The sequence below is a fragment of the Carboxylicivirga agarovorans genome (assembly GCF_050589845.1).
Lineage (GTDB): Bacteria > Bacteroidota > Bacteroidia > Bacteroidales > Marinilabiliaceae > Carboxylicivirga > Carboxylicivirga agarovorans.
This window is the reverse complement of sequence record NZ_JBNGPA010000001.1, coordinates 220,185-233,082: the sequence shown is the minus strand read 5'-3', so window position 1 is coordinate 233,082 and position 12,898 is coordinate 220,185. Positions and strand designations below refer to the sequence as shown.

Below are 12,898 nucleotides of genomic sequence, written 5' to 3'. Positions count from 1 at the left end.
ATCCTTACTCAACTGTTTGCAGTTGATTATTCAATTTCTAACACTGTATTTACTTTGGCACTATCTACACTCAGCCATACATCAATAGACGCACCCAAAGGAATACGGGCGCCTGTTACAGCTGATGGTTGTTGTTGCCAGATTGTTGCTGCCAGCGAATCTTCTGCTGTCTGAACGGATTCATCATAGATGATGGCCCCAACATTGAGTGATACCGACACCGAATAGCTTTGTGCTTCTTCAAGGGTAAGGGCCCTTAAGTCGGGTACATTGGTTCTTTCGGTGCTCAGGCCCTGGCCAATGTGCATGTCGATTACAGATCCTTTTAGAACAACGGTTCCCGGTTCAACCGGTTTGCCTTTGTAAAGTTGCTGTAAGACTAAGTTGCGGTATTCACTTGGTACATAAATTAATTCACCTGCCACCAGGCCATATGATTCAAGAATTACCTTGGCATTGCGAAGCGAATAGTCAATTAAGTTAGGGATCTGCACCTTTTCAGGTGCAATTGATTTGATGGTAAAGTGAATATTGCGATTTTCCTTTACCATACTTCCCGGTGCGGGAATTTGTTCAATAACAGCACCAGGCAAGGCACCTTCAATATGTACCGAATCAATAATGTTATATCGGAATCCTTTTTCTTTGATCAGCTTGCTGAACTGGTCTTCGGTTAAACCACGAAAATCAGGTACCGGGTAGTATTCACCATGATTTGTATAAATATTAAGACTTACAAATGTGGCGATTAAAACAAATGATATAACCACAATTGCAATTACAATATTCTTTACAAATACATTGTTGAGTAAATTTTTAATATATGACATATGCATAGGTTTGTAACAGTCTTTTCAGTAAAATTGACCGTCTAAATAAGTATCAGTGTTCTCTAGCGTTCAAAAATAGTAAAACTTCTGCTACCAAACTTAAGGGCATAAAAAAAGTAAAGAATCCAATAGTAGGACTCTTTACTTTTTATATTTTGAAAGCTAATAATTAAGCTTTGTGTCTTTTTTCGCTAGAAACACTTAATTTCTTACGTCCTTTAGCTCTTCTTGCTGCTAAAACTTTACGACCACTTGCGCTGGCCATTCTTTCGCGGAAACCATGCTTGTTTCTTCTCTTTCTGTTCGATGGTTGGAATGTCCTTTTCATTGTATGTAATTTTTTAAATCTTCCTAAATATTGCTTTTCTAATGGATTCGTTCGGGATCTTCCTCCATTGAATTGCTAAACTAAAGTTATTACCCTAGCTTTTCGGACTGCAAAAATACACGTTTTTTTTATCTTCCAAAAAAAAATGAATGCTTTTTTACAATTGATGCTTTATCTGTTTAATGGCTTATTACATTGACAGGTGGATTATCTTCTTTGTCTCAAAAAACTCCTCTTCAAAGTAATTGGTCAAAGGTGTTACCGATGCCCTGTTTTTAAAGGATTTTAGCTCATCGTCAAAGTCACCTCCCTTAAGGTAAATGATACCATTGGTAATGGCATTTTTGTTTTTTGAAAGAAATTTATTCTGACATAAATTAACAAAGGCCGGAAATGCTGTGACTGCTCTGCTTATAACAAAGTCATATTGTTTGGGGTGGTTTTCAACGCGCACCTGCTCTGCTGTCAGGTTGTCTAAATCAAGTGCTTCAGCCACACCTTTCACCACTTTGATCTTCTTTCCAATTGAATCGATGGAATGGAACCGGCAATGTGGAAACATGATAGCCAGTGGAATGCTTGGGAATCCACCACCGCAGCCAACATCTAATATGCGAGTGTCGTTTTCAAACTGGATAAAGGCGGCAATACCCAGTGAATGCAGTACATGTCGCTCATAAAAATGATCCATATCCTTGCGGGAAATGACATTTATCTTAGAATTCCAGTCGCTGTATAACTCTCCTAGCATGCCTAGTTTTTCCTCAATGGCAGGATCTAAGTCAGGAAAGTACTTTTTAATTAATTCCATAATAGTAACACAGGACACTTGTCCTGAAAAGTCTTTTTGTTTAGAAAACAGATAGTAATTATCCTAATTTAATATCAGAGTTTTTGAGTGTGTTGAAGAGTAATTCACGCGCTCTGAAAAGTTGAGCTTTTACCGTTCCAAGTGGCAGATCCAGCTCCTCAGCAATTTCTTCATAGGAGAACTCCTTAAAATAACGCAACTCAATAAGTATACGGTAACGAGGTTTAAGTTTTTTAACCACGGTACGCATTAATACTTTCTTTTGCTGTTTGATCAGGTGCTCTTCCGGATCAGGTGTTTCATCTTTCAGGTGAATTGGCTGATCATTTTCTTTATCATCAGATATACCACCGTCAATAGATACAATGTTATTGCGTTTTTTTCTTAGGAAATCAATGCAGTTATTTGAAGCGATTTTAAACAGCCAGGTACTAAAAGCATAATTGGGCGAGTATTGGTGGATGTTTTTAAAAGCTTTACCGAAAGCCTCAATGGTAAGGTCTTCAGCATCACTTTTATTATTCACCATCTTGAGAAGCATGAAGTAAATGGCATCTCTGTAACGGCCCATTAGTTCGGCAAAGGCTTTTTGGTCGCCCTTAACCGCAAATTCTACTAAGTCTAAATCATATTTTGCCTTATCAGATAGATTGGGATTTACTTCCATTTCTTCTTCTTTGCACTAATAAAATTATTAAACCACACGCATGCAATAACAACCGGTGTTATGAAATCAAAAAGTAATGTTGCCCAGTACAATTTATTTTCTCCCATTTTATTAGCTGCTTTAGCAAGTACAATGTGCAGTACAAGTAAACGACTAATAAATAATCCTGCCGCTATTGGAACAAAAGTAGGAAAAAAAAGTGAACAAAGTGTTAGGACCCAAAATATTTGACGGGTCATTGCCTCAGTGATCAGCCACGTTTTAATGCCGAACTTGTATAGCGGAGCGGTGGTTAAATGCCTTGACTTACGGCTTATCCACTCGTTGAAATTTTTAGGAGCTATTGAAATAGTCTGGCTGTTATAGCTTGTTTGTATAGTGGTATTTTGTTTTGTGGCACATTGACGCATAAACAGGTCATCATCACCGGATGCTATGTTCAGGTAGCGTTTAAAAACGTTGCTGTTTTCAAATAAAGATTTGGTGTATGCCATGTTTCGGCCAACAGCCATAAACGGTTTGTTGCGCAGGGTAAAGCCCATGTATTGAACCGCGTTGAAAAAAGTTTCGTAGCGCAAAAACAGGTTGAATAAGCCTTTCTTTTTTTCGTATCGCCCATGACCGACAATAATGTGCTTTTCATCAGTGAATTGACTGCTTATTTCGGTCAGCCAGTGCTCAGAGGCAGGCTGGCAGTCGGCATCCGTAAAAATAAGATGCTCATGGTTGGCAGCCTTTATCCCAAGTGTTAACGCGAGTTTTTTGCCCTGGTAGTGTTGCTTGCTTAAGGGGATACTGGTGTAATACAGGTTAGTGAATTCGGTTTTTAATTGAGCCAGTACCATCTCCGTGTCATCAGTTGAACAGTCATTGACCACAATGACTTCAAATTCCGGATGATCTTGCCGGCATACAGATGGTAAAAAAGCCTTTAGATTGTCTGCTTCATTCTTAGCGCAAATGATAACTGAAACAGGTTGATGCTGATCCTTATCCCGGGGAATAAATAAAGCAGGTTTTAACAGAAAATACAGATGGTAAAAAAACTGAAACAGCCATGAAAAAGCATAGAGGCCGATTATAATATATAGTGTTGTTTGCTCCACAGATTTGAATTTTAGTCAAAAGTGCAACAATTTTCAAAAAATAACCTGTTCTGATACATGCAATTTTAGAACATCTTTAAAAATATTCAATTCCATAAGATTTCATCGATGATGCCGGCACAATATTTTAATTATCCCGGCAGCTATTGTATATTTGCAGGCTGTTCTGAATATAGGTCAGAATGAAACAATTGTAAATGATAGAATTGGAAAAATGAAGTTTGAGTTACAACATACAGATGCTAAAAGTAGTGCCAGGGCAGGGGAGATAACCACTGATCATGGTAAAATAGAAACGCCTATATTTATGCCGGTCGGAACGGTTGGTTCTGTAAAAGGGGTGCATTTTCGTGATTTAGAGGATGATGTTAAGGCTCAGATCATTCTTGGTAATACCTATCATTTATATTTACGTCCGGGTCTTGATATACTAAAAGCAGCAGGGGGATTGCACAAGTTCAACGGATGGGACAGGCCAATGCTGACCGATAGTGGAGGTTACCAGGTATTTTCTTTAAGTGATAACCGTAAGTTAACTGAAGAAGGGGCCATGTTCCGATCTCATCTGGACGGTTCCAAGCATTTGTTTACGCCTGAAAATGTGGTGGATATACAACGGGTAATTGGTGCTGATATTATCATGGCACTGGACGAATGCCCTCCCGGCGATGCAGAGTATGCCTATGCGAAAAAATCAATGGAGCTGACGCACCGCTGGCTAAAACGAGGGGTTGATCATTTTGATAAGACTGAACCTTTGTACGGGCATTCACAAACATTCTTCCCTATTGTTCAGGGTGCGGGTTACCGTGATTTAAGAACACAGTCGGCCGAATTTATCGCATCGCAAAACAGGGAAGGTAATGCCATAGGTGGTTTGGCTGTTGGCGAACCCACCGAGGTCATGTATGAAATGGTTGAGTTGGTCAATGGCATTCTCCCCAAAGATAAGCCCCGTTACCTGATGGGAGTTGGTACACCGGCTAATTTACTGGAAAATATTGCACTTGGAGTGGATATGTTTGACTGCGTTATGCCTACCCGTAATGGTCGTAATGGCATGTTGTTTACGTCAGAAGGCATCCTGAATATGCGCAATGAGAAGTGGAAGAATGACTTTTCTCCCGTAGACCCCAACGGCACTTCTTTTGTTGATCATCACTATACCAAGGCTTATTTACGTCATCTTTATGTGTCAAAAGAAATGTTGGCAGCCCAGATAGGAAGTATGCACAACCTGACTTTCTATTTATGGTTGGTACGTGAGGCACGCAAACACATTATAGAAGGTGATTTTGCCCAGTGGAAAGATGTTATGGTTAAAAAGTTAACAACGCGTTTATAATTACTGTGAGTGTTATCGGGTATATGATTGTCTCTATTATGGGCACAGTGATAGGACTGATAAAAAACTTAAAGAGCATTAAATTTAGCTTGTAACTATTTTTTTGTTCTTTTGTAGCTGACACAATACTTCAATTAAAAATAACAGGTTTTGAAAAAACTTGATCTTTATATACTTAAAAAGTTCCTGGGGACTTTCTTCTTTGCTATTCTGCTGATAATTAGCATTTCAGTGGTGTTTGATGTAACTGAAAAGATTGATAACTTCTTTGAAACAGGGGCGCCCCTCAGAGCGGTTGTTTTTGATTACTATAAAAATTTCATTCCCTATTTTGCCAATTTATTTACGCCACTGTTCGTTTTTATAGCTGTGATCTTTTTTACTTCAAAAATGGCTTATCAAACTGAGATTATTGCCATTTTATCAAGTGGGGTAAGTTTTCGCCGTATGATGTTTCCTTATTTTATAGGAGCTGCAATTATTGGTGCTTTCTCATTCCTTTTGGGTGGATATGTTATCCCACCTGCGAATCAGACGCGCATTAAGTTTGAGAATGAATATGTAAAGAACAGGAAAGAGAAGGGGCTCGAAAAGATTCACATGCAAATAGAGCCGAGCGTATTTGTATACATGGATAAATACCGTGCCTATAGTGGCAGGGGCGAACATTTTTCGATGGAAAAGTATGATGGTAAAGAGCTGTTGTCAAAATTATCGGCCCGCTATGCCAAATACGATACTGCAACAACCAAATGGCAGCTGAGTAATTATGTATTGCGTGAGTTTAAAAATGGTGTGGAACATGAGATTATAACCGGGCAGAAGCTTGACACCCTTATCCCGAACATCACACCAAAGGACTTTAAGGAAGAACGCAAATACTTTGAAATGATGACCAACACAGAGCTGAATGAATATATAGAGGAACAAAAAGCACGAGGTGTTGGTAACCTGGAAGAATTTTTAATAGAAAAGTATAAGCGATGGGCCTCGCCATTCAGTGCTTTTATTCTGACATTAATAGGTGTATCTCTTGCATCTCGAAAGGTTAGAGGCGGAATGGGATTACACATTGGTGTTGGCATCGCATTAAGCTTTGGTTATATTTTGTTTATGACCATCTCCACAACATTTGCTGTCAATGGTAATATGAATCCGATACTGGCTGTGTGGTTGCCAAATATTGTTTTTGCCGCAGTTGGAATCTTTTTATATATGAGAGCCCCTAAATAACTTGACAGTTAAAAAATTAAGTGTGAAATTAGTTTGTTCGCATTCGCACTTACTGACCTTATTCCTTTTGTTAAAAAAAATAAATTAGTAATTATGCACTCTGAAAAATTGTTAATCAGAGTATGTTAATTGATATTTTGATTAATAGTAGGTTAAATCAAATTTTTGGATTATGTCATTGAAAAAACACATCCTTGACCTTCGGAAAAGAAAGGAACAAGTACAAAAGGGTGGTGGCGACAGAGCCATTGAGAAGCAAGCTGCCATGGGTAAAATGACGGCTCGCGAAAGAATCCTTGCACTTGTTGATAAAGATTCTTTCACCGAATATGACCTTTTTGTTGAGCACACAGCTCGAGACTTCGGAATGGAGAAAAAGCAATTACACGGTGATGGAGTAATTATCGGAACGGGTACCGTTTATGGTGCACCAATCTGTATTTTCGCACAGGATTTTACAGTAGCCGGGGGATCATTAGGATTAATGCATGCCCGTAAAATTACAAAAATCATGGATCACGCTTTAAAAATGCGTGTGCCATTAATCGGTATTAACGATTCAGGTGGTGCTCGTATTCAGGAGGGTGTGAACTCATTAGCTGGATATGGTGAAATCTTCTATCGTAACACTTTGGCTTCAGGAGTAATTCCTCAGCTATCAGTTATTCTGGGACCATGTGCCGGTGGTGCGGTGTATTCGCCAGCGTTAACTGACTTCGTTTTTGTAGTTGAGAATATTTCTAAAATGTTTATTACAGGACCAGGTGTGATCGAATCAGTACTTGGTGAAAAGATTTCGATGGAAGACCTAGGGGGAGCCCGGGTACACGCCGAAATAACCGGTAATGCTCACTTTTTCTCAGACAGCGAGGCAGAATGTTTCGAGCAGATTAAGAAGCTGATAACATTTATCCCCTGGAATAACGGTAAGAAAGCTAAAGCATTCCCACCAAAACCACCTAAGTTTAAAGGTAAGATCGAGGATATTATTCCTTCAGATCCTAAGACACCGTATGACGTACGTGATGTTATCAGGGCTATTGTTGATGATTCTGATTTCTTCGAAATTCAGGACCTTTGGGCAGCCAATATTGTTATTGGTTTTGGTCGCTTAAATGGTGAAACAGTAGGTTTTGTAGCTAACCAGCCTTTAGTATTGGCCGGTGTACTTGATTGCGACAGCTCAGATAAAGCCGCTCGTTTTATCCGCTACTGTGATGCCTTTAATATTCCAATTATCACTCTTGAGGATATGCCGGGTTACCTTCCGGGTGTTGATCAGGAGCATGCCGGTGTCATCCGCCATGGTGCTAAAGTGCTTTACGCATACTCAGAGGCGACTGTACCTAAAGTAACAGTTATCTTACGTAAGGCTTATGGTGGTGGTTATATTGCTATGAACTCACGTCACCTGGGTGCTGACTTTATGTTTGCATGGCCAATGGCTGAGATCGCAGTAATGGGACCTGAAGGTGCTGCTAATATCATTTTCAAGAAAGAGATTGATGAAGCTGAAGATAAGGATGCAATGCGTGCTCTTAAGGTTGAAGAATACAAAGAGAAGTTTGCTAACCCTTATGTTGCTGCAGCTAAAGGTTACATCGATTCTGTAATTGAGCCTAGCGAAACACGTGAATTGTTATTACATGCAATTGAAGTTTCGGCTAATAAAGACGATCATCGCCCTGCTAAGAAGCATGGTATTCCTCCATTTTAATAGCTGAGCATATGGGTACAAAGAAAACTGAAGGATTAGTTGATTTTGCTATACTTAGTATGAAGTATAAAACAAAGTTGACTAAAAAATTCGAAAACAGAGTCAAGTATGAAGCTCCAAACCCTGATCATATTTTATCCTATATACCGGGTACAATCTGTGAAGTGTTTGTTAAAGAGGGACAGGAAGTTAAAGAAGGTGAATCGCTATTGATTCTGGAGGCCATGAAAATGCGTAACCAGATTACCATGCCACGCGATGGTAAGGTAAAATCAATTAAAGTTTCACAAGGAGATAGAATTCCTAAAAACCAGTTAATGGTTGAGATAGAATAGAAAAAAGGCTGCCTGAGGGCAGCCTTTTTTTATATCCTGATCAAGAGCCTTTAGCTTATAGCTTTTTAATCCACTTGAAGTAAGTATCCTTCAGCTTTAATTGAGGTTCTTCCTTAAAAAGCCCAAAAACACTTGAACCACTTCCCGACATGGAGGCATAAAGGGCACCTGCTTCATACAGGTCCATCTTCATTTTTCCTATTTCAGGATGATTGGCAAATACCGATCGCTCAAAATCATTTTTAATATGATGCTTCCATTGCTCAACAGGTAATTGTATCAGGTCGACCAATGATTCTGTTGACGGCTTGGGAACGATACCACTATACGCTTCAGGAGTTGAGACGTGAACAGGAGGCTTGATCAATGCCATATAATACCCTGACAGATCCAGATCAATAGTTTGCAGCTGGTCGCCAATTCCGGTTGCGTAGGCCGCTTTATTGTTGATGAAAAATGCACAGTCGGCACCTAGCTGAGCTGCCATTTCATGTAATTCATTCTCACTGATATCAAGCTTGAACTCTTTATTGAGCAGATTAAGCATAAAGGCGCCATCGGCAGAACCACCACCTAAACCGGCACCAAAAGGTATCTGTTTGTGCAGATGAATTTGAATGGGCGGAACATCATATTTCTTTCTGATCAGGTTCAATGCCTTTATACATATGTTGTCCTCGGGCCTGGCATCTACTTCAATACCTGTATTGCTAAATGTATAGGGTGTTTTTCCATCTACATGGTAAACGGTTTCAAGTGCATCGCACAATGGTACCGGGTAAAATATAGTTTCCAGGTTATGGTATCCGTCCTGTCTTTTCTCAACCACGTTGAGGCCTATGTTTATTTTAGCATTGGGGTAGCAAATCATCTTTTTAGTATTTGATGCAAAGAAAAGGTTTTTTTAGTGATTAGTACTTCCCTTTAACAACAAGGTTTAATTAATGATCAGATCCTTAGAATCAGAAATAAACAAATGAGCAAATCAGCAAATCAACAATTAATTTATATCTTTGCTGCTCTTAAATTTTCCAAATATACATATGGCAGATAACAAGTATTCTAATCGTAAAAAGCCTGCTGCAGCTGGGCTGGAAATGGGTAAACTTCCCCCTCAGGTTACTGATCTTGAGGAAGCGGTTTTGGGTGCGTTGTTGCTGGAAAAAGAGGCTTTTTTAAATGTTTCGGAACTATTGAAACCCGAGCATTTTTACAAAGAAGCCAACCAGCATGTGTATAAAGCCATTATGGATCTGGAGGCTCATGAGCAGCCCGTTGATATGCTGACGGTAACGCAGCAGCTCAAAAAAATGGGTAAGCTTGAGGAGTGTGGTGGTGCTTTTTATATCACGCAGTTAACAAGTAAGGTAGCATCGGCTGCGCATATTGAATACCATGCGCGTATTATATGGCAGAAATACCTGCAACGCCAGATGATCCAGATATCGAGTGACCTGCAGGGTAAAGCCTACGATGACTCGATTGATGTCAATGACTTACTGGAAGAGGCAGAGAGTACTTTCTTTATGCTTTCGCAAGGAAGTATGAAGCGCGATGCCACGCAGATCAATCCCGTTATTCAGGATGCCATTGACCGTATCAAGGCAGCATCGGAACGTACGGATGGTATGAGTGGGACACCTTCGGGATTTGCCGCCCTGGATCGCATTACATCAGGTTGGCAGGGTTCCGCTTTGATTATTATTGCTGCTCGTCCTGCCATGGGTAAAACAGCTTTTGTACTGTCCATGACCCGCCAGATGGCACTTAATCATAAAACACCTGTTGCCATCTTCTCACTGGAGATGTCAAACGTGGAATTGGTTAACCGTTTGATCGTATCGGAAACAGAGCTGTCGGCCGATAAGATTAAGAAAGGTAACCTGGCACCATATGAGTGGGAGCAGCTCGACCATAAGATACAGAACCTGATCGATGCGCCTATCTTTGTGGATGATACAGCCGGATTATCTGTATTTGAATTGCGTGCCAAGTGTCGCCGTTTAAAGAAGCAACACGATATACAGTGTGTTATAATTGACTACCTGCAGCTGATGAATGCCAGTGGTATGAACCCGGGCTCGCGTCAGGAAGAGGTGAGTTTGATATCGCGAAACCTGAAAGGACTGGCCAAGGAACTGGATGTGCCGATTATTGCACTGTCGCAGCTTAACCGTGGTGTTGAAGGGCGTGCCGGAGCAGAGGGTAAAAGACCTCAGCTATCTGACCTTCGTGAATCGGGTGCGATAGAGCAGGATGCCGATATGGTATGTTTTATTCACCGTCCCGAGTACTATCGTATTACAGAGGATGAGCAGGGTAACTCATTGATTGGTATGGCTGAAATTATTATTGCCAAGCACCGTGCGGGACCAACAGCCGACGTTCGTTTGCGATTCCGTGCCGAGTTAGCGCGTTTCCAGGATGTTGAAGATACTGAATTTGAAGAAGGAGGCGGATTTGGCGATAATAACAGTAACAATGGTTCCTCACAAACCTTTGGTTCAAAAATGAATGAAGGAGCCGAAGCAGGAGGACCACCGGCTGATAACGGACAGCATTTACCTGAATTCCCCGAAGGTCCGGGCTTTAACAGTGATGTTCCTTTCTAATATCATTGGTTCTGACCTTTTATTTGTAAACTACAACTGGGTAAACCGAGGACCATAGACATAGTGGGTGGAATGAAAACTGATGAAGAAAAGTGATGAAGAGGGAGAGGATAATTACTCTGCCCTGAATCACCACTTCTGATTCCTCTTTTCTATTAATACAGATCTTCCCGAATAATATTGTTGTCGCGTTGTTGACGCAGGTATGCTTTGGCCTGCTGTTCGCTCATGCCTTTTTCGTCCATGTACAGTCGTACAAGCGTTGCCTTTACCTGGTCACCCATCTTATTGTGTCCGCACAGGTAAATAATGGCGCCGTTATCCAGCCATTCCAACAGTCGTTCTTTATAGTCAGTCAGGCGGTGCTGAACGTATTCTTTTTCCTCCTGATCGCGCGAAAAGGCGGTGTTGATAAAGGCAAGTGTGTTATTTTTATAGAAATGAATGATTTCATCTTCGTAAATAAAATCACTGGCCTGGTGTTTATCACCCCATATTAACCATGCTTTATTTTTGATTGCCTGGGCCTCCATATCCTGCAAAAAGGCACGGTAAGGAGCAATGCCTGTACCTACGCCTATCATGATAACAGGCGTATCTTTATCTTCGGGCAGGTTAAAAGACGGGTTACTGACCAGGCGGTAATTAATAGTCGCTCCCTCATTCAAACCTTCATTGACATAGGTTGAGCCAGCACCTTCATACTGACGTTGTTTTTGCTGAAAACGCACTGTTTTAACAGTCAGGTCTATTTGACCGGGTTTAGCCTTAAAGCCCGATGCAATTGAATAATAGCGCGAGTGAATGGGCTGTAAAATACTTACAAACTCATCGGCATCCATCTTGAACGGATAATCGCTTATCAGATCCAGCACATCGGAGTTGTTGATGTAATGACGAAGTTCTTCTTTGTTGTTGTATAGCTTGCTTAGGGCCTCACTATCGTTTATTTTCATGAATCGCCTGATAACGGGCCTTGTTAGTTTGGTAATTTCAAACTGATATAACAGGGAATATTCCAGGCTATGGTTATAGGATATTAATTCCTGTGATTTCTGCAGGTTTAATGTCTCTATTATCTGACTAACCAGTTTGTCTGGATTTGCAGGGATGATCTCAATGCAATCGCCAGCCGCATAAGTAACAGCATTTTCTGTATTATCAAGCTCAATGTGGAATACTGGCTGTTCAACCTGTGCTTTGGTCAATTGCCTGCGACTTAAGAGCTTTGCGGATACGAAGTCGGGTAATTCCAGTTCTGCTTTAACGCTTGCTTCCTTGCCTTTTTTGATGCCAACAATGGTATCATAGGAATTTTGTATCCACTGTAACGCTGATTTCTTAAAATCCAGATCGCAATCAACCCTGTTGATTATTGCATGTGCACCCAGTTTTTGAAGTTGGGCATCGACCTGCTTGCCGGCTCCGCAAAAATGGTCATAGCTCGAATCGCCCAAGGCACATACAGCATACTGCAAGTTGTTGAGCATTGGCATTTCTTCGTGTTGCAATAACTGGTAAAATTTCCGAGCATTAGGCGGTAATTCTCCTTCACCATCGGTACTGATCACAAGTAATAGTTTGTTTTCCGACGGCAGGCGTCCAACATCGTATTTATCCATGTTGTAGCATTCACTTTCGATGCCACACTGGTGGTAATATTTATGTGCCTGTTGCGCAATAAGTTGGGCATTACCTGTTTTGGTGCCATATAAAATGGTGACGGGCGGACAATTATAATTGTCCAGTATGTTTAGGGTGAGTGGTTTTTCTTTCTTTTTAAGAAGAGTGCTGAAAAATCCCATATATGATGCGTGTTTTTGTCGATGTTAATGAATAGCACAGCCTATGAGTGCCTTTGATTTAATAACAAGAGACAGGGGTAATTGTTTGTTTGCAAAAGCGTATTGAAAG

12 protein-coding genes are annotated in these 12,898 nt (G+C 40.6%); 5 read left to right on the top strand and 7 right to left on the bottom strand.

Annotation, left to right across the window (positions count from 1 at the left end):
- Nucleotides 1-26: 26 nt before the first annotated feature.
- The 5 genes from ACRD69_RS00950 to ACRD69_RS00930 all read right to left on the bottom strand — a co-directional run bounded on the left by ACRD69_RS00950 (nt 27) and on the right by ACRD69_RS00930 (nt 3,742).
- Nucleotides 27-830, bottom strand: a complete 804-nt coding sequence (locus ACRD69_RS00950; RefSeq protein WP_430813178.1) for a PASTA domain-containing protein — start codon at nt 828-830, stop codon at nt 27-29.
- Between the two features lie 169 nt (nt 831-999).
- The gene (gene rpmH / locus ACRD69_RS00945) at nt 1,000-1,158 is read right to left on the bottom strand and encodes a 50S ribosomal protein L34 (RefSeq protein ID WP_200464190.1); all 159 of its coding nucleotides are present in this window, start codon (nt 1,156-1,158) and stop codon (nt 1,000-1,002) included.
- 190 nt (nt 1,159-1,348) lie between these two features.
- Entirely contained in the window at nt 1,349-1,969 is a 621-nt protein-coding gene (gene rsmG / locus ACRD69_RS00940) for a 16S rRNA (guanine(527)-N(7))-methyltransferase RsmG (RefSeq protein WP_430813177.1), read from the bottom strand.
- 58 nt (nt 1,970-2,027) lie between these two features.
- Nucleotides 2,028-2,636 carry an RNA polymerase sigma factor gene (locus ACRD69_RS00935; RefSeq protein ID WP_430813176.1) on the bottom strand — a complete coding sequence of 203 codons (609 nt, stop codon included), beginning with the start codon at nt 2,634-2,636 and terminating at the stop codon, nt 2,028-2,030.
- Entirely contained in the window at nt 2,627-3,742 is a 1,116-nt protein-coding gene (locus ACRD69_RS00930) for a glycosyltransferase (protein ID WP_430813175.1), read from the bottom strand. Before ACRD69_RS00930 ends, ACRD69_RS00935 begins: the two co-directional genes overlap by 10 nt.
- Nucleotides 3,743-3,956: 214 nt before the next feature.
- On the opposite strand from ACRD69_RS00930, the gene tgt reads away from it, so the two are divergent.
- The 4 genes from tgt to ACRD69_RS00910 all read left to right on the top strand — a co-directional run bounded on the left by tgt (nt 3,957) and on the right by ACRD69_RS00910 (nt 8,372).
- Nucleotides 3,957-5,087, top strand: a complete 1,131-nt coding sequence (tgt, locus tag ACRD69_RS00925; RefSeq protein WP_430813174.1) for a tRNA guanosine(34) transglycosylase Tgt — start codon at nt 3,957-3,959, stop codon at nt 5,085-5,087.
- 150 nt (nt 5,088-5,237) lie between these two features.
- Nucleotides 5,238-6,320 (top strand): LptF/LptG family permease, encoded by a 1,083-nt coding sequence (locus tag ACRD69_RS00920; protein ID WP_430813173.1) that lies wholly within the window; start codon nt 5,238-5,240, stop codon nt 6,318-6,320.
- Between the two features lie 172 nt (nt 6,321-6,492).
- Nucleotides 6,493-8,037, top strand: a complete 1,545-nt coding sequence (locus ACRD69_RS00915; RefSeq protein ID WP_430813172.1) for an acyl-CoA carboxylase subunit beta — start codon at nt 6,493-6,495, stop codon at nt 8,035-8,037.
- 11 nt (nt 8,038-8,048) lie between these two features.
- On the top strand, nt 8,049-8,372 hold the full coding sequence (locus tag ACRD69_RS00910) for a biotin/lipoyl-containing protein (protein WP_430813171.1): 324 nt from the start codon (nt 8,049-8,051) through the stop codon (nt 8,370-8,372).
- A 55-nt stretch (nt 8,373-8,427) separates the two neighbouring features.
- Here the strand turns inward: ACRD69_RS00910 and ispE are convergent, their stop codons facing one another.
- A complete protein-coding gene (gene ispE / locus ACRD69_RS00905; RefSeq protein WP_430813170.1) occupies nt 8,428-9,243 on the bottom strand; it encodes a 4-(cytidine 5'-diphospho)-2-C-methyl-D-erythritol kinase in 816 nt (271 codons plus the stop codon).
- 172 nt (nt 9,244-9,415) lie between these two features.
- Here ispE and dnaB point away from each other — a divergent pair, with 172 nt between their 5' ends.
- Nucleotides 9,416-10,984 carry a replicative DNA helicase gene (dnaB, locus tag ACRD69_RS00900; protein WP_430813169.1) on the top strand — a complete coding sequence of 523 codons (1,569 nt, stop codon included), beginning with the start codon at nt 9,416-9,418 and terminating at the stop codon, nt 10,982-10,984.
- Between the two features lie 155 nt (nt 10,985-11,139).
- On the opposite strand, the gene ACRD69_RS00895 is transcribed toward dnaB, so the two are convergent.
- Nucleotides 11,140-12,789 carry a diflavin oxidoreductase gene (locus ACRD69_RS00895; RefSeq protein WP_430813168.1) on the bottom strand — a complete coding sequence of 550 codons (1,650 nt, stop codon included), beginning with the start codon at nt 12,787-12,789 and terminating at the stop codon, nt 11,140-11,142.
- Nucleotides 12,790-12,898: the final 109 nt, after the last annotated feature.

Bases quoted from the DNA above. Each gene is read 5' to 3' on its own strand.
- ACRD69_RS00950 (WP_430813178.1), bottom strand. From the start codon at position 830: ATGTCATATATTAAAAATTTACTCAACAATGTATTTGTAAAGAATATT.
- rpmH (WP_200464190.1), bottom strand. From the start codon at position 1,158: ATGAAAAGGACATTCCAACCATCGAACAGAAAGAGAAGAAACAAGCAT.
- rsmG (WP_430813177.1), bottom strand. From the start codon at position 1,969: ATGGAATTAATTAAAAAGTACTTTCCTGACTTAGATCCTGCCATTGAG.
- ACRD69_RS00935 (WP_430813176.1), bottom strand. From the start codon at position 2,636: ATGGAAGTAAATCCCAATCTATCTGATAAGGCAAAATATGATTTAGAC.
- tgt (WP_430813174.1), top strand. From the start codon at position 3,957: ATGAAGTTTGAGTTACAACATACAGATGCTAAAAGTAGTGCCAGGGCA.
- ACRD69_RS00915 (WP_430813172.1), top strand. From the start codon at position 6,493: ATGTCATTGAAAAAACACATCCTTGACCTTCGGAAAAGAAAGGAACAA.
- ACRD69_RS00910 (WP_430813171.1), top strand. From the start codon at position 8,049: ATGGGTACAAAGAAAACTGAAGGATTAGTTGATTTTGCTATACTTAGT.
- ispE (WP_430813170.1), bottom strand. From the start codon at position 9,243: ATGATTTGCTACCCCAATGCTAAAATAAACATAGGCCTCAACGTGGTT.
- dnaB (WP_430813169.1), top strand. From the start codon at position 9,416: ATGGCAGATAACAAGTATTCTAATCGTAAAAAGCCTGCTGCAGCTGGG.
- ACRD69_RS00895 (WP_430813168.1), bottom strand. From the start codon at position 12,789: ATGGGATTTTTCAGCACTCTTCTTAAAAAGAAAGAAAAACCACTCACC.